A 16567-nucleotide genomic window follows, 5' to 3' on the forward strand; every position below is an offset into this window, starting at 1 on the left:
GCCGAAAGGACGCAATTGTCATTCCCGCGAAAGCGGGAATCCACGGCACCGGCTCGCTACGACCCGCCACTAGAGGTCTCGCCAGTCCGGGTTCTGAGCTTCGATCAGCTCGATCTTCCAGGCGCGGCGCCACTTCTTCAGCTGCTTCTCTGAGCGTCACCACCAAACTGGATGCCCGCTTCCGCGGGAAGGACGGCCATAACACCGAACCAAGTTACCCACAAATTTGTCGCGCACCCGCGGCGGAGCCTGGGCGCGGCAGCTTCAAGCGGGACGCTTCTCCACGTACTCGGCGACGCGGTAGGCGCCGCCGCGGCCGATGAACCGCTCGATGTCCTGGCGAATGATCTGCTCGCCGGCTTGCGAATCGAAGAAGCCTTGCCAGAGGTCCTCCGGCTTGGCGAAGTGGAGTTCGGCAATGCCGTCCCAAGCCTCGCCGGTGGGCGAGAGCTGCTCGTCGACGACGTTGGTAATGTAGCAGCTCAACGCCGGGTGGTGGCGCAGGGCCAGCGGCACGTGGCGGTTGAGCCAGTGGCCGGCGAACTCGGCGTGGCTCATGTCCGCACGGCGCATCACCGGGCAAATCAACTTGACGCCCGGCGAGCGCTCGCCCAGCGTGGTCTCGGCGAGCTTGGCCTTGTGCACGTGTTCGGTGGTGGCATAGGCGTGCGTGGCGGCGATCAACCGGCCGGCCTCCGGCGCCTCAGCCGGCAGTGAGTCGTAGAGATATTCGCGGAAATCGTCCCGGCTATCGAAAGACAGCTCGTCGATGCTGTCGAGCACCGCCTCTCCCGGCGGCGACAGCTCGACCAAGTTGACGACGTACTTGCGCAGCCGCGAGTGATGGCGCAACACGCGCGGCACGTGTCGGCTTAGCAGCAACTCGGCGTAGCGCTCGTGCGTGATCTCCGCGTGTCGGCGGCAGAAGAAAATCAGCTTGATCATACGGCGACGCCGGCGGGCGGCGGCGACTTGTTTCAGTCGCTGCTGCCGTCCTCGGCGTGCGCGACGGGCGGCCGCGGTGGCTTGCGCGCCGGCTTGGGCGGCGCCGCGCTGGCGGCCAACAGGCGATCGAGTTTCATGTTCAGGTTGATCAAGCTGCCCTGGAGGGTTTCGAGCTTGGCCGCCAGCTTGGCGTAGTCCGCCCGTGACGGCAGGCTGAGCAGCGACAGCACGGTTTGCATGCTGCTGTCGAACTGGCCTTTGGTCTTGGCCGCGCGGTCGATGGTCTTGGCGACCCCGCCGCGATGGCTGAAGAGTTCATCGAGGATCTGCCCGACGGTATGCTCACCGCGGTCGACGAGCCATTGCAGTAAACCCTCGGATTGTTGCCGGGTGGAGGTTTTGGCCGCCATGGATTTGCTTTATAGTGAGCCGGCGCACGAGGCGTCAACCATGCATTGGGCCGAGGCATTGAGTTCCTTCTACGGGCTGAGCTGGGTCAGCAGCGACCTCGATCCGGCCACCGTCGTGCGTACGCTGCTGCTGATCAACGCCTGCAACGCCGTTATGTGCCGGCTGTTTGCCCACAACGGCGGCTATCACAAGAATTGGTGGACGGGGCTGGGTATGGTGTTCGGCATTTGGGCCGTGGCCGTGCTCATCGTGTTGCCCAAACGCAACCACCCCCCACCGGCGCCGTGAAGCCGGCGGGCGGCGGGGGTCTCACGCCTCCGCAATCACGTAGGCTGCTGCCAGCACCGGCGTGTGCGTCAGCGACAGGTGCCAGCGCGTGATGCCCTGAGCTGCGGCTTCTTGCCGCGCACGGCCGCTGAGCACGATCTCGGGCCGGCCCCGCCCGCGCACGACCTCGATTTGTCGCCAGCCGATGCCGCCGCCGAGATAACCGCGGCCGAGCGCTTTCATCACCGCTTCTTTGGCGGCAAAGCGGGCGGCGAAGCTTTCCGCCGCTTTCGCCCGCCGGCGGCAATACGCGATCTCACCCGGCGTGAACACGCGAGCCTCGAAGCGGGCACCGGTGCGGGCGTGGTTCAACGCCGCGGCAATGCGAGCAACTTCGATCAGGTCGATGCCGACGCCGACGATCATGACTGCAGGGCGCAAGAGCGCGGCGCGGCCTCAGATGTGAATCGCGCGCTTGTCAACGGCAAGCGCGGCTTCCTTGATCGCCTCCGGCAGCGTCGGGTGCGCGTGCACCGTGCGGGCCAGGTCTTCGGCAGTGGCGCCGAATTCCATCGCCACCGCCGCCTCCGCGATCAGGTCGCTGGCACGCGGGCCGAGGATATGGACGCCCACGAGCCGATCGTTCTCTTTATCGGCAACGATCTTAACCATGCCCTCAGCTTCACCCAGACAGCGGGCGCGGCCGTTGGCCATGAACGGAAAGGTGCCGACTTTGACCGCGACGCCCAGCTGCGCCGCCTGTTCCTCGGACCACCCGATGCTGGCCAGCTCCGGCCAGGTGTAAACCACGGCCGGCATGGCGTTGTAGTTCACGTGGCCACCAACCCCCGCCATCAGCTCGACCGCGGCGATGCCCTCTTCTTCGGCTCGGTGCGCCAGCATCGGCCCGGCGATCACATCGCCAACGGCGTAGATACCGGGAACATTGGTTTCATAGATCTCGTCCACCACGATGCGCCCGCGCTCGTCATAGGCTACGCCCAGCTCGCGTGCCCCCAGGCCGGTGTCGTACGGGCGCCGCCCGACGGCCACCAGCACGACATCGACCACCTCCTCGCTCGCTTTGCCCTCGCAGTCGAGGGTGACGTGCACCTTGTCGCCTTTGATCTCGGCGCGCTTGGCCGAAGTGCGCAGGTGAAAGGCGAAGCCCTGCCTCTTCAGCGCCTTCTGCAGCTCGTCGCCCATCTGGTGGTCGGCACCCGGAACGATGCGGTCCATAAACTCGGCCACCACCACTTCACTACCCAAGCGGTTCCACACCGAGCCGAGTTCCAAGCCGATGGCGCCGGCACCGATCACCAGCAGCCGCTCGGGCACGGCCGGCAGCGCTAGCGCCTCGGTCGAGCTGATGATGCGCTCGCCGTCGAACGGCAGCTCGGGCAGGTTGATCGGCGTGCTACCGCTGGCAATCAGGATGCGCTTGGCGGCAACTCGCTGCACACCGCCGGCAGCGTGGACCTCGACTGTACCCGGACCGGCAATCCGCGCCACGCCTTGCAGCCGTTCGATTTGGTTCTTGCGGAACAAGCCCGCGACACCGGTGGTGAGCAGCTTCACCACCTTGTCCTTGCGCGCCAACATCGCCGGCAAGTCGAGCGCCACCGAACCCAGCTTGACCCCGTGCGCCGCCAGCCCATGCTGGGCCTGCGCGAACAGCTCGCTGGAATCCAACAGCGCCTTGCTCGGAATGCAGCCGAGGTTGAGGCAGGTGCCGCCGAGGGTGGCCTCCTTCTCGACGCAGGCCACGCGCATTCCCAGTTGCGCCGCCCGAATCGCGGCAACGTAGCCGCCGGGGCCGGCGCCGATCACGACGAGGTCATAGGGTTGCTCGCTCATAACCATCTCCGTTGCCGTTTCAGGTCACAACACAGAGCATAGATGCGCCGGCCGAAACAAGGCCCGCGGGCCGCGTGGGTGCACTTCCTTTTTCCCACCGCATCCGATAAGCCCGGGGCGCGATGGCGGTGCCGGCAATCGAGACGTGCTGCTTGACCAAGTCGTTCGGCAACGTGTACGCGCTGCGCGATCTCGACTTCCGACTCGAAGCCGGCGAAGCCGTGGCGCTGTTCGGCCCCAACGGAGCGGGGAAATCGACCCTGCTGCGCCTCTGTGCCACGTTGCTGCGTCCGTCGCGCGGCTCGGTCCACATCTTCGGAACCAAGGGCGGCGACGGCGATCCCTCCATCCGGCGCAGCCTCGGCTTCCTTTCTCACCAGAGCTTTCTCTATCCCGACCTGACGCCGGCTGAGAACCTGGCCTTCTACGCCCGCATGTTCGCCATCGCGCACGCCGAGCGGCGGGTGGGCGACCTACTCGAGCAGGTCGGCCTGCTGGGTTGGGCCAATCGGCCCGTGCGCACGCTCTCGCGCGGGCTCGAACAGCGTTGCGCGCTGGCGCGGGCACTGCTGCATGAGCCCGATTTGCTCCTGCTCGATGAACCCTTCACCGGGCTGGATCTCGACGCCAGCGCTACACTGCGCGCGGTGCTCAGCGCGGCGCACCAGCGTGGGGCGGCGGTGCTCATGACCACGCACGATATCAGCCAAGGGCTCGCCAGCTGCCGCCGCGCCATCATTCTGGCCCGCGGGCAGCTGATCTGGGACGGCCCGGTTACCCCCGGCGGCCGCGAGGCCTTCGAGCAAACCTACCTGGCCGCGATCCACGCGGGCCGGGCCGCGGCTTGAACCGAGCACATGCCCATCTGCCGCGGCGCCGGACTTGAGTTCCGCAGAGTGTTCGTGGCCTGCGGCCGTATCGGGACCATGGACCACCGGTGCCAGATCGGTTCCCGCATCCCTGACCTGAAGCTCGGCCGCTGTCTCGGCGCCACCGCTGTACCGGCATCCGTTCGCGGGTTGCTCCCTCTCCCCGCATCGTTGTGCGGGGAGAGGGCTGGGGTGAGGGGATCGTCTTTCGACCACTTCGTGTCCCGTGGTGCCGAAAAACGCACGCGCCCCTCACCCCGACCCTCTCCCCGCAAAAACATGCGGGGCGAGGGAGGCACTTTCTCCGGTCGGCCCCCTGAGCTGAAGCACGCCCGCTGTCCCTCAGCCATGTCCGGTAATTCCTGCCGAGTTTCACCCTTGAAGGGTCCACGTCGCAGACGCGGGGGCATCGCTCTCCCCGCATGGTTCTGCGGGGAGAGGGCTGGGGTGGCAGGCGTGAGGGCTCCGAATTCTCAAGGAGGTTGTTACCGGCCGTGATTGCGCTGCTGTGGAAAGATCTGCAGATCGAGTTCCGCACCAAGGAGACCTTGGCGTCGCTGTTGATGCTCGGCCTGCTGACGTTGCTGATCTTGAGCTTCGCTTTCGATCCGATGAGCGAGCTGCGCGGTGAAGCCGCGCCGGCGGTGTTGTGGGTGGCGGTCATCTTCGCCGGCGTGCTCGGCATCAACCGCTCGTTTCTCACCGAACGCGACAACGAGTGCATGCAGGGCCTGTTGCTGGCGCCGGTGGATCGGGGGACGATCTACCTCGCCAAGGTGCTGGGCAACGTGCTTTTCATGGCTGCGGCCCAGCTGATCGTGGTGCCGATCTTCGTCTTCTTCTTCAACCTGCCGTTGACGATGGCGCTGGCGCGCTTGGCGCCGGTGCTGGCGCTCGGTCTGACCGGCTTTGCCGCCGTCGGCACGCTCTTCGCCGCCGTGTCGGTACGCACCCGGGCGCGCGAGGTCATGCTGCCGTTGCTGCTGCTGCCGCTGGCCGTGCCGGTGCTGATCGCGGGCGTGAAAGCCAGCGCCCAGATTCTGGCCGGCAAGCCGCTAGGCGAGGCCAGCCAGTGGCTGCACTTGCTAATCGGCTTCGACGCCGTCTTCCTGGTTGTCGGTTGGCTGGTGTTTGAATATGCTGTCGAGGAATGAAGCGGGCGGAGAGAGGCGGATGGCGACTGAAGCGAGCGGCGTACTAGCTGGCGAGCCCCCAACACCGGGACGCGTATCGGCCGCGCGCCGGGTGCTGGAGCTTGCCCTTGGCCCCTTCACCGGACTGGCGATGCTGACCGCCATCTTCATGGTGTTTGTGTACGTCCCCAGCGACAGTGTGCAGGGCATCGTCCAGCGCATCTTCTACTTTCACGTGCCGGCGGCGATCATGGCCTTCGTCGCATTCGGCTTGGTGGCCGTGGCCAGCGCCATGTTTCTGTGGCGCGGCACGCGCTTCTGGGACCGGCTGGCGCACTCCGGCGCCGAGGTCGGCATGTTGTTCTGTACCATCGTGTTGGTCACCGGGCCGATCTGGGCGCGCCCGATCTGGGGCACCTGGTGGACCTGGGATGCGCGGCTGACGACCACGCTGATCCTGTGGCTGATCTATGCCGCCTATCTGATGCTGCGTGAGTTTGCCGGCAGCAGCGAGCAAGCGGCGCGCTACGCCGCTGTGCTCGGGATCGTCGGCTCCATCGACATCCCGATCATCAATCGGGCGGTGTACTGGTGGCGCACGATTCACCCGGCGGTGTTGGTCACCCGCGAGGGCGGCTCGGGCTTGGCCGACCCGCGCATGAAAGCCACCTTGTGGCTCTGCTTCCTGGCTTTTGCCGCTCTGTTCAGTTGGCTGCTCTGGGTGCGCAACGAAAATGCGCGGCTGCGCGACGAGGTCGAGCATCTGCACCAGCAGCTGATGACCGGTCACCTCGAGTAGGTGAATTCCATGCGCCGTCGCAACCGCCAGCCAGTTTCGGGGATCGTGCCGCCATGAAAAATCTATCCTTCTTGTTCGCCGCCTACACCGCGATCTGGGTGCTGCTGTTCCTTTACATCACCAACATCGCGCGGCGTAATCGCCAGCTGCAACGCGAGATCGAGGAGCTGCGCGAGTTGCTTCAACGACAGGCGCCGGCGCCCCCCCGGCGCTCGGCGCCGTCGTGAGCGGCCCCACCCCGCGTTACCAAGTCTCCTCTTGACGCAGCACTGAGATCTCGCGCCGCGAAGCAGTCCGATGGCGGTGGATTCGCAGTTCTTCGTCTTGGCCGTGATCATCTTGGTCGCCTTCACCACCGAAGCCGCCACCGGCTTCGGCAGCACGGTTATCGCGGTCACTCTCGGGCTCCATCTCTTCCCGATCCAATCGCTGCTGCCGCTGCTGGTGCCGTTGAACCAGATCCTGACCGCGTACATCGTTTACCGGCACCATCAGCACATCGCCTATGGCTTGCTGCTGCGCGGCATTCTGCCGGTGATGGCCATCGGCCTGGTTGCCGGCCTGGCGCTCTTCCACTTGGTCTCGAACGAGGCGCTACGCGTGCTGTTCGGTCTGTTCGTGGTGGCGGTGGCCGCGCGCGAGTTGCTGGCACTGCTGAGCGCGAGCGCCCCGGAGGCGCGGCCGCTGTTACCTGCCGCGGCGCGCAACGCCGGGGTGCTCGCCGCCGGCGTGGCGCATGGTCTGTTCGCCTCCGGCGGGCCGCTGTTGGTCTACGTCCTCGGCCGCTCGAATCTCGACAAGCGCACTTTTCGCAGCACCTTGGCCGTCGTCTGGCTGACCCTCAACATGGTGCTGACGGCGGTCTACTTCTCCACCGGCCGGATCAACGCCGACACCTTGTCGGCGCTGGGGCTGCTACTGCCGGCGGTGATGCTCAGCATCGTGCTGGGCGAGTGGGTGCACCCGCGCTTGGACGAGCAGCGCTTCCGGCTGGCGGTCTTCGGCCTGCTGGTCTTTGCCGGGCTGACCGCGCTGCTGTGAGCGGCGGCGGACTAGCCCGCCGCCGAAGCGCAGCCGAGGACGTGCTCGGGCGAGCCCGGTGACACCAGCGCGCCGGCCAGGCGCAGGGCCAGGGCGATGATCGTCAGGGTCGGGTTGTAGCCGGAGCCGGTGACGAAGACGCCACCGTCGGCGCAATACAAGTTGTCGAGGTCGTGGAACTTGCCGAAGCGGTCGCAAACCGAATCGGCGGGGCTCGTACCCATGCGCAGGCCGCCGAGAATATGGCGTGACGCCGGCGGCACCGCCGGATCGAAGGGCTGGAAGAAGCCGTAGGCGGCGCCCGCGGCTTCGAGCAGCTCCAGCATCTTCGGCTTGTAGAACTCCGAGGCGTTCAGCTCGAAGGCGTGGTTGCGGTAAGTCAGCCGCGGCACCGGCAGGCCGAAAACATCACGCACGGTGGGGTCGAGGTCGACGCGATTGGCCGGCTGCGGCGCGTCTTCGCCCTGCATGATCAGCACCGCGATGTGGGCGTGGAACGGGCTTTCGACCAGCAGCTGCTTGAACGAGACATTGAACAGCCGCGCGAAGCCCACCGCCTCCGGCCGCAAGCTTTCGCGGGCGGCGATGATCGGTTGCGAGGAGGTGCCGAACTCGACCACGCCGGCGAGGTGCGGCCAATCGCTGCGCAACTCCGCGCCCCCCGCTTTGACGCCGCGGAAGTCGCTGATCACGTGCGTCACCGAGCGGCCACGCTCGCCGTGCAGGCGCTGCTTGAAGATGCCGACGCCGGTGGTCTGGAAGTGGAACATCATGTGCCGGCCGAGGTGGCCGCCGGCATCGGTGATGCCCGACAACCAGCAGATTCGGGCGCTTTCAATCGGGCTGGCGGCCAAGATTACGTGATCGGCCGCCGCCGATTGCATCTGGCCGTTGTCGTCGATGTATTCGACGCTGACCACGCGCCGCCCGCTGCCGTCGCGCACCAGCCGGCTCACGTGCGCGTGGTAGCGCAGCTGGCAATTGCCGGTGAGCAGCGCCCGGCGCAGGGTGGTGACCGCCGGCGAACCCTTGGCGTTGCGCGGGCAGCCGTAACCCGAGCAAAAACCGCAGCTGACGCAGGGCGAACGGCCATCGTACGGTTGGGTGTTGATGGCCGACTCCAAGTTGTAGGGGTGATAGCCGAGCTGTTTGGCACCGTGGGCCAACACCCGGGCCACATACATCGGCGGCTGCGGTGGCAACGGCAACGGCCGGCTGCGGGGCGGAGCGAAGGGATTGTCGTCTTCACCGGTTGTGTCGCCGGCAACGCCGGAGAGGCACTCGGCTTCGGTGTAGAAAGGTTCGAGTTCTTCGTAGCTCAACGGCCAGTCGGCGAAGCTGGTGCCCGGGTAGTTGCGGCCCGCGGCACTCAAGGCCGAGGCCATGCGGAAATCGACCGGGGTGAAGCGCGGGTAGGCGACGCCCGAGATGACCGCGGCGCCGCCGACGTTGCGCGTCAGGATGTTCACGTCGGGGTGCGCCTGCGCCGTTTCACTCTCGCTCTGGCGGAAGGTGCGGGGTTCGAGCAGCGGGTCTTGATAGACGAAGTGGCGGAGCGCGTTCTTGATCTCATCGTTGCTGAACAGCGGCCAGGGGATGTGGCCGGAGTGATCCAGGCCCGGGAACGGGTTGACGCCGGCTTCGAGCACCAACACCTTCCAGCCCGCTGCCGCGAGCACGTGTGCGGCGGCCGAGCCCCCCGCGCCGCTGCCGACGATCAAGGCATCGAAACGGTCGAGGCTGGTGTTGCCGAGAACGCCGGAAACACTGGCGGGCAGGCTCATGCCGGCACCTCGAAACAATACGGGGCATCAAACGTCCGGCCGCCGGTGACGCTGCTGATGGCGCCGAGGAATTGCTTGATGTTGGCACTGAAACCGCGGCAGTCTTCTTCGGGGTTGGGGCCCGAGTTGGGTTTTTCCGAACGTTCGCGATAGCCGGGGATGGATTCGTCGTAGATGGTATAGCCCAAGGGCTGGCTATCGCCGTCGAAGCCGATAAGCTGCCAGCCGCGGCGGTCGCGGTTGCCGCCGTACTCGGGCGCGCACAGCATGCCCTCGATGGTGTGGTAGCGCAGCAGGGTGACGAAGTCGATATCGGCCTGATCCAGCACCGTGCCTTGCTCATCGGTCGCCAGCTCCGCGAACGGCTTGCCGAAGATGTCGCGGCTGATTGCTTCGAGCGACGCCAGCCCTTCGCGATAGCGGCGGCGCATATCGGTCTCCAGCAGTGTGGTTGCCAGCGGGTTGGCGGCGGCCGCCGGCACGGCCGCGGCGCCGAGCATGCGGATCTTCCAGCTCAACGCTTGCAGGCGGGAGAGCGGGAGGAATTGGCGGAAGAACTCGGGCGGGTAACTGAGGACGGTGGTTGCCGCTACCCGGCCGGAAGCCGCGGCGCCAGCCGGCGCCGGTACGACGTGGCATGACACGCACGGTGTCGCGCCGGTGGGAAAGTGCGGCTGCGGCTGGCGTCCGCTGAACGGTCCGCCGGCGAGAATCGGCCGGGCATTGAAGACGGCGGTCTCGGCGCGCGTTATGTCGGAGGCGTCGATGATGCCGTCACCGTCCACATCGCCGGCGTCACGGCAATTGCCCTGAGCACCGTTTGCCTGAGCGACCGTCGCGGTGAGATCGGCGGCGGTGACATAGCGGTCGCAGTTGGCGTCGGTGCCGGGGGCGAAGGCCAGCATGGCGCGGATATACGTGACCACGCCACACTCGCGCGCCCCGACGCCCAGGCTATCGGACGGTACAATGCGGGCGGTGGCGGCGTCGAGGATTGCGAGTTCCTCCTCGGTGAGCAACCAGGCATCGGTGGTGGCCCCCGGCGCACCGCGGCCTACGGCCCGCGCCAGTGGCAACGGCAACAGTGCAGCGGCAGTGCCGGCGGCGAGCAAGCCGAGCACCTGACGGCGCCGGAGTTGGGTGGTGACGAGCGCAAGCGCCTTGGTCGAACCGGCGATCTCCATGGGCGTGGTCTATGGCACAGGCCATGTTCCCGCTGCAACTGCTGCGGCTTCAGCCGGCGCGACCAAGACGCTGTGAGCGTAACTCGTGCATGCCGGCAAACATCGCCGGGGCGTCGATCGGGGCGTCGAAGGGCTCGCCGCGAAATTCGCGGTAGGCGCGCTCGACGTTGAACACGATGCGCTCCGGCTCGGTCCAGCCGGCGTAAGGGCCGAGGTCGATCTGCTTGGCCGCGGCCAGCGCCGGCAGTCCGGCATCAAAGGCGCGGCGGGCCTCGGCGCGCACGTACGCGAGATACGCCTTCATCTCTCGCGCGCCCTCGACGCCGCAGACTGGCCCATGTCCGGGCACGATCACCGCCGGTGCCAGCGCGACGATGCGGTCGAGCGCGGCCAGCCAATGGGCGTAAGTACCTTCCCAGCCGATCGGCGTGCACAGCCGGAACAAGACATCGCCGGCGAAGAGCACGCGCTGCTCGGGCAGGTGGACAATGACATCACTGTTAGTGTGCGCCGGTCCGACGTAGATCAGCTGCACGGGTACGCCATCGAGATCGAGGTCCAGCCGCTCGTCGATCAGCGTGGTCGGCGGCGTCAGCTCGATGCCGGAGAAGTCCCACTCGGCCAGCGCGCGTGCCAGCGCGGCCATTGCCGGGATGTCGCTCTCGGTGGCCGCGCGCAGGAACTGCATTGCTTCCGGCTTTTCCTTTCCGAAAGCGGCGGCGCACAGGCGGTGGCCGATGATTTGCGCACCGCGAAACAGCTGGTTACCCCAGCAGTGATCGCCGTTGTAATGGGTGTTGACGACGCGCCGGGCCGGCTCGCGCCACACCCGCGCGTAGTGCTCGATCAGCCGGCGGGTGTGCGGCAGGTCCCAGAAAGTATCGATCACCAGGCCGCCGCCGTGATTGATGAAGCCCGAGTTGCTGGTGCCGAGCCCGCGATCTGCTTGCAGACAGGCGTAGACGTCCGTGGCTAGCTGGCGTAGTTCCATGATGCCAATATATCCGAGAGTAGCGCGGCTTGCATTGGCCTACCAGCACACCCCCTCGTCAGCGAGTCGGGCGATTTCGGCGGGCGATAGGCCGAGCACGCGCGCGAGCACGGCTTCGGTGTGTTGGCCGAGCAGCGGGGCGGGACCGGCGGGGAACAGGCGCGAGCGGCTCAGGCGCAGCGGGTTGCCGCTGTGGCGCGCGGCGCCGACTTCGGGATGTTCGAGCGTTACGATCGCCCCGCGGGCGGCTAGATGACGATCGGCGCGGAGGTCGTCCGGGCTGAGCACCGCCATGGCCGAGACTCCGGCCGCTTGCAACACCGAGGCGGCGTGTTCGGCGGCGCGCGCTCGGGTCCATTCGCTGACGCGGGCCTCGATGGCCTCACGGTCGGTGAGGCGGCCGGCTAGGGTCACCCACCTTGGCTCGGGCGCCCACCCGAGACAGCGCTGGAATCGCGTCCAGGCGTCGTCGCCGACGACGGCGATGGCACACCAGCGGTCCTCGCCGGCACAGGGGTAGACGCCGTGCGGCACGGCGTAATCCACGGCATTGCCGCGCGCGGTGGCCGGCCGGCCGGTGCACGCGCCCTCGAGGTAGAACTCGCCGAGCAGGTAGACGCCGGCTTCGGTTTGGGCCAGGTCGATGAATTGGCCGGCGCCGGTGCGGCGGCGGTGGGCGAGCGCGGCCAGCACCGCCACCACCCCCAGCTTGCTGGCGACATGGTCGGGGTGGTTCAGCGAGCAGCCCGCCGGATACGGCACCGTGTCATGATTCCACAGCCAGTGCATGCCGCTAAACGCGGAGTTCATCGGCCCGAAGGCCTGCTGCTCGGCCAAGGGGCCGGTGTGGCCGTAGCCTTGCGAGGAGAGATAGATCACGTCGGGCCGCGCGCGCCGGACATCCTCGTAGTCGAGTTGCCACTCGCGCATGACGCCGCCGCGGTTGTTCTCGGCCACGATGTCGGCGGTGGCACACAGCTGTAAGGCGAGTTCACGCCCGCGCGGCGTGCGCAGGTCGAGGCAGACACTCTGCTGGCCGCGGCACTCGTCGTTGAAAGTGAAGGCCTTGTTGGGCGCGTCGGGTTCGAGGGTGACGGCGCGCAAGGGGTCGAGCTTGACGTGTGATTCGATCTTGATCACGTCGGCGCCGAGCTCGGCCAGCAGCCACGTCATCTCGGGTACCACCGCCACGACGCCGAAGTGCACCACGCGGATGCCCGTCAGCGGTCCGCCCGCGACCGTCCCCGCCGGCGGCTCGGCTGAGCGCGGGGCGAAGCCTTGGCCATCGTCCTCACCGGGAATGGGCGCCGGGCGGCGCACGGCGGCGGGAGTGGCCGACAGGCGAAACGGGACACCGGCGAACGGGGCCTCACCGACGTGGGGAAAGCCGGTGGCCTGGAAGGTGCCGCGCGCGCGGCTCTGCTCGGTGGCCACGAACTCATCCGGGGTGTTGACCGGTGCCAGCGGAATGCCCCGCCGGCGCGCTTCGGCGAACACCTCGGCACGGGTGCGCGGGCGCAGCGCCGCGGCGGCGATCTGGCGGATCGTCTCGCCCATCAACACGCGGTACATCAGCACTTCGTACGCCGGCTCAGCGAGCTCGGGCGGACTGCCGAGCAACTCGACGAAGGCGCGCCAGTGGCGGGTGGTCGCGGTCAGCACGCGCACGTAGCCGTCGGCCACCGGCAGCACCGGGTAATTGCCGTCGGCGTTGCGCGGTGGTGACGGCGCCAGCATGGGATAGACGCGTGCGTAGTCGGCCAGCGGAATCGACCACGGATTGGTGCCCGCCAGCGCCGCCTCCTGCACCGAAATCTCGACGGATTGGCCCTGGCCGTGGCGCGTGCGGTCGAGTAATGCCGCGAGCGCACCGGCGACCCCGAACACCGAGGCGCAGTCATGCGCCAAGTAGCCCGGCAGCCAGCACGGCGGCCGATCGAGAAAGCCGGCTTGCGAGAGCGCGCCCGAAGCCGCCAGCGCCGGCAGCGCCTCCAGCCGCCAGCCGGCGCGCGGACCGGACAAGCCGAAGTCGGCGATGGCTAGGTGAATCAGCTGCGGGTGGCGCGCGCGCACCGCCGCCGGCGTCAGGCGGCACTGGCGCTGGCCCACGGGCCCGAGATTCTCGATCAAGATGTCGGCGCGATCGCACAACTCCACGAAACGGCGCCAGCCGTCGTCGCTGTGCAGGTCGATGACGGCGCCGCGCTTGTTGGCGTTACGGTAGAGGAACGGCAGCGAGCGGTCCGGCGCAGCCACGTTGCCGGCGAACGGCGGCCGCCAGCGGTCGGGATCACCGCCCGGCGGCTCCACCTTGATCACGTCCGCCCCGAGGTCAGCGAGCAAGCGGCCGGCAAGCGCAGCGCGGATGTCGCTGAGGTCAACAACGCGAAGGTGAGCCAGCGGCGGTGTGGTCATGCGATAAGCACGCGGCGCGGGCGAAGCCTTTAAGCGATGGCGGTCGGTGCTTGCGGCACGCTCGCCCAGAACTCCGGGTCGTGTCCGTAGAAGATGCGGGCGCCCCGGTCGCGCAACGCCCGCAGGCGGCGTAGCGAATCGAGCATGGCCTGCTCGTCGAACACCACTGACGGCAGGTGCAACTGCTCGAGCGTGCGGCGCAGGTAGCAGGCGTCGCCGGTGAGCACGACTTCGCCGCTGTCTAGCTGCAGGCGCAGCGATTGGTGGCCGCTGGTGTGGCCGAACGTCGGCAGGCAGAGCACGCGCCCGTCGCCGAAGAGATCATGCTCGCCGTCGACCAGCAGCCGATCGTGGCCGGTATCGAAGTCGGCGCGATCGAAGAAGTTCCGGCGCGCCAACTCCTCGTCCTGAGCCGCCTCCCACTCAGCGCGCTGCACCACCAGCTGTGCGTTGGGAATCGTGGCATTGCCGCCGGCGTGGTCGAAGTGGAAGTGGGAGTTGACCAAGTAGCGGATCGCGCCGGCATCGACGTCGAGGGCCGCCAGCCGCGCCGCGGCTTCTTCGCCGGGATGGAATTCGATGTCGAAGAGCTTGGCCACTACCCCGAGGCGTCCGGCCGGATCGGTTTGCGCCGCCGGGTGCATGCCGCTGTCGAAGAGCACCTTGCCTTGCGGATGGTCGATCAAGAAACAGGGGATCGGCACTCGCAAGCGGCCCGGCTCACCGGCCAGAAAGCCTGAGGCGCTGCCGGTCACCCAGCCGCAGGTCATCGCGAACAATCGCACCGCCATGTGGCTATTCCTTCAAGTTACATTAACCGTCTCATGCGCGGCGACCTCGAGCGAGAGGCCGCGGGTCTCGTCGACGAACAGCCCGAACAGAATCGCACTCGGCACTGACAGCAGCGCCAGGTACCCGACCACATTGGAGAGGCCGCCCAGCCGTTGGGCCAGCAAGGCGATCGTCGTTTGCGAGCTGACCGCGGCGAGGGCGTTGATCAGGGTGAACCAGCCGATCATGGTACCGCGCAGCTCGGTCGGGAAGAGTTCGGTGGCGGTGGTGTTGCCCGCCACCATGGCGGCGTTAACGGCGACGGTGAACCAGGCATAGGCGGTGCCCAGCCACAGCGCGGCGAGGGCGAAGTCGGCCGGCGGCCCCCAGTAATACCACAGCGCTCCGATGGCCGAGAGCAGGCCGGAGCTGACCAGCGTCGGCACCCGCCCCAGCCGCTCGCAGGCCCAGGCGCCGAGCGGAAAGCCGGCCATGCCGACGCCGCCGCCAAGTATGAGCACGACCACGCTGGTTTGCCCGGGCGTGAGGCCGACCACCGACACCGCATGATAATAGCCCCAGCCATTGGCGGCCGTGCCCGCCATCGTAGCCAGGAAGGCGCAGACCAGGATCGGCATACTGCGGCGCCGATGCTGAACGGCGAAGACGTCGTAGAAGCGGGTGGTGCTCGTGGTACCGCGCGGCGGCACGCTGCCAGCGCTGGCTTTCCGGCAGCGCACGCGCCACTGTGGGGAGCGCCGCCAACCCAGCTACCACTGCCGCCACCAAGAGCCAGCGCCAGGAATAGCCGGCATCGGCCAACAGCGGCATGGCGATTATGCAGCCGCCGCTACCGAACGCCATCGCCAACCCGCCGTAGCTCTGCCCCTTGGCGCGCTCGGCGATCGGCAACTCCTCGGCCAGCATCACCACCGAGCCGGAGAGGCAAGTACCGATACAGGCATAGAGCAGAATCTCCCAGAACGTGAATAGTGGCAGGCTGAACGAAGCGGCCGCCGCCAAGGCGCACAGCGGAGTGGCAGCCATGCTGCCGAGCAACACCCGGCGGCGGCCGATCCGATCGGTCAGGCGCGACAACACCAGGGCGCCGATGGCCGAGAGCGAAATCCAGGCGTAGAGCGTGGCAATCCCCGACTGCCCGAGTCCGAAGCTCTTCTCGATCCAAGGGGCCGAGACGCCGTTAATGGCGATCGCAAACCCCTGGTAGTACATGACGGCGAGAACCGTACGCAGCAGCCGCCGCGCCCGCGCCGCCGACTCCGGCGTCGCCTGGTCTACAGTTGCGGCTCTTGCGGGTGCAGCTGGGGTGTTGAGATCAATCACGTTTACGGCACAGCTCAGCGGCCTGCACCCTTCACATACCTTGCAGGCCGGAGCAAGGGGCGCAGCGCCGCTAATCCGGCGCTAAGAGCAAGCCGCCTTGCCTTGCAGCGAGCTCCCAAACCGGCGGGTGGAGCAAGTTCCGCTGTGCGCAGTAGCTCTTGCGCCGCCGCGTTCTGCGTTCTGGGTCCAGTAGTAGGGCAGGCTGTGCCTGCCATCGAAGATGGACGGCGGCAGGCACAGCCTGCCCCAATCCGCTTGAACGCGAAACGCGTTGCACCGACGCCGCACCGCAGGGCTGCGGCCGCTATTCCGCGAGTCACTCATCGCCCCGCCCCCGACTCGGTTCCCTCGACGCCCGGCCCGTAAGCCGCCGAACGTGACCTGTTGCCATCCGGGCATCGCCGCGAAGTAGGGTGCGGCGGCCACAGCATCGAGCCCTTGCCAGTAGGGCACCGCGAAGTCGATCGGCGCGGCTGCATCCAACGCCAGCCTGGCCAGGTCAAGTCCGAGGCGCCAGTCGAGGATGCTGTGGTAGGGTAGATTGCTGAAATCGCGCAGACAGTCGGGACAGGACGTCGTGCAGGCGTTGGGCCCCGGTCCGGCGTGCTGCTGGCTCACCTGACCCTGCCCGACTTGTGGCCTCTGGACACGGAGGTTGGATTGCGGTAGACGTACATGCGTGACGGCGGTGGTGGAAGCGGCGGGGTTGGTTTTTCCGGTCGGTGCGATCGATGCGATTCGCATGCGCATCGAGGC

The 16567-nt window shown here is 67.5% G+C and carries 17 protein-coding genes; 6 read left to right on the top strand and 11 right to left on the bottom strand.

All coding sequences use genetic code 11. From position 1 onward, the window contains the following. Positions 1–264 precede the first annotated feature (264 nt). On the bottom strand, positions 265–945 hold the full coding sequence (locus tag HY699_21735) for an EthD domain-containing protein (protein ID MBI4518431.1): 681 nt from the start codon (positions 943–945) through the stop codon (positions 265–267). Positions 946–977: 32 nt separating this feature from the next. Then, complete coding sequence (locus HY699_21740; protein ID MBI4518432.1) at positions 978–1355, bottom strand: hypothetical protein; 378 nt, start codon at positions 1353–1355, stop codon at positions 978–980. Here HY699_21740 and HY699_21745 point away from each other — a divergent pair. Further along, entirely contained in the window at positions 1354–1644 is a 291-nt protein-coding gene (locus tag HY699_21745) for a hypothetical protein (GenBank protein MBI4518433.1), read from the top strand. The genes HY699_21740 and HY699_21745 overlap by 2 nt on opposite strands. Positions 1645–1665: 21 nt before the next feature. On the opposite strand, the gene HY699_21750 is transcribed toward HY699_21745, so the two are convergent. Then, on the bottom strand, positions 1666–2049 hold the full coding sequence (locus tag HY699_21750; GenBank protein MBI4518434.1) for a holo-ACP synthase: 384 nt from the start codon (positions 2047–2049) through the stop codon (positions 1666–1668). Positions 2050–2079: 30 nt separating this feature from the next. Beyond that, the gene (gene lpdA, locus HY699_21755; protein MBI4518435.1) at positions 2080–3480 is read right to left on the bottom strand and encodes a dihydrolipoyl dehydrogenase; all 1401 of its coding nucleotides are present in this window, start codon (positions 3478–3480) and stop codon (positions 2080–2082) included. A gap of 122 nt (positions 3481–3602) precedes the next feature. Between lpdA and ccmA the strand changes: the two genes are divergently transcribed. The 5 genes from ccmA (at position 3603) to HY699_21780 (ending at position 7322) form a co-directional block, all read left to right on the top strand. Next, positions 3603–4328, top strand: coding sequence for a heme ABC exporter ATP-binding protein CcmA (ccmA, locus tag HY699_21760; GenBank protein MBI4518436.1), 726 nt, complete (start codon positions 3603–3605; stop codon positions 4326–4328). A gap of 515 nt (positions 4329–4843) precedes the next feature. After that, complete coding sequence (locus tag HY699_21765; protein ID MBI4518437.1) at positions 4844–5503, top strand: heme exporter protein CcmB; 660 nt, start codon at positions 4844–4846, stop codon at positions 5501–5503. Positions 5504–5522: 19 nt separating this feature from the next. Then, complete coding sequence (gene ccsA, locus HY699_21770) at positions 5523–6281, top strand: cytochrome c biogenesis protein CcsA (GenBank protein ID MBI4518438.1); 759 nt, start codon at positions 5523–5525, stop codon at positions 6279–6281. Positions 6282–6334: 53 nt separating this feature from the next. Then, positions 6335–6508 (top strand): CcmD family protein, encoded by a 174-nt coding sequence (locus tag HY699_21775; GenBank protein ID MBI4518439.1) that lies wholly within the window; start codon positions 6335–6337, stop codon positions 6506–6508. 70 nt (positions 6509–6578) lie between these two features. Next, positions 6579–7322, top strand: a complete 744-nt coding sequence (locus tag HY699_21780; GenBank protein MBI4518440.1) for a sulfite exporter TauE/SafE family protein — start codon at positions 6579–6581, stop codon at positions 7320–7322. Positions 7323–7333: 11 nt separating this feature from the next. Here HY699_21780 and HY699_21785 read toward each other — a convergent pair whose 3' ends face one another. From HY699_21785 to HY699_21815, 7 genes are read right to left on the bottom strand one after another with little or no spacing between them, the layout of a single operon-like run. Beyond that, positions 7334–9106 carry a GMC family oxidoreductase gene (locus HY699_21785; protein ID MBI4518441.1) on the bottom strand — a complete coding sequence of 591 codons (1773 nt, stop codon included), beginning with the start codon at positions 9104–9106 and terminating at the stop codon, positions 7334–7336. Beyond that, entirely contained in the window at positions 9103–10290 is a 1188-nt protein-coding gene (locus HY699_21790; protein MBI4518442.1) for a gluconate 2-dehydrogenase subunit 3 family protein, read from the bottom strand. The genes HY699_21785 and HY699_21790 overlap by 4 nt, the downstream gene beginning before the upstream one ends. 49 nt (positions 10291–10339) lie before the next feature. Continuing rightward, on the bottom strand, positions 10340–11281 hold the full coding sequence (locus HY699_21795; protein ID MBI4518443.1) for an MBL fold metallo-hydrolase: 942 nt from the start codon (positions 11279–11281) through the stop codon (positions 10340–10342). 39 nt (positions 11282–11320) lie between these two features. Beyond that, positions 11321–13696 (bottom strand): CoA transferase, encoded by a 2376-nt coding sequence (locus HY699_21800; protein MBI4518444.1) that lies wholly within the window; start codon positions 13694–13696, stop codon positions 11321–11323. A gap of 29 nt (positions 13697–13725) precedes the next feature. Then, entirely contained in the window at positions 13726–14487 is a 762-nt protein-coding gene (locus HY699_21805) for an N-acyl homoserine lactonase family protein (protein MBI4518445.1), read from the bottom strand. Positions 14488–14499: 12 nt separating this feature from the next. Continuing rightward, entirely contained in the window at positions 14500–14772 is a 273-nt protein-coding gene (locus tag HY699_21810; GenBank protein ID MBI4518446.1) for a hypothetical protein, read from the bottom strand. 7 nt (positions 14773–14779) lie between these two features. Further along, a complete protein-coding gene (locus HY699_21815; GenBank protein MBI4518447.1) occupies positions 14780–15811 on the bottom strand; it encodes an MFS transporter in 1032 nt (343 codons plus the stop codon). Positions 15812–16567 lie beyond the last annotated feature (756 nt).

The organism is Deltaproteobacteria bacterium (assembly GCA_016210005.1).
Lineage (GTDB): Bacteria > Desulfobacterota > Binatia > HRBIN30 > JACQVA1 > JACQVA1.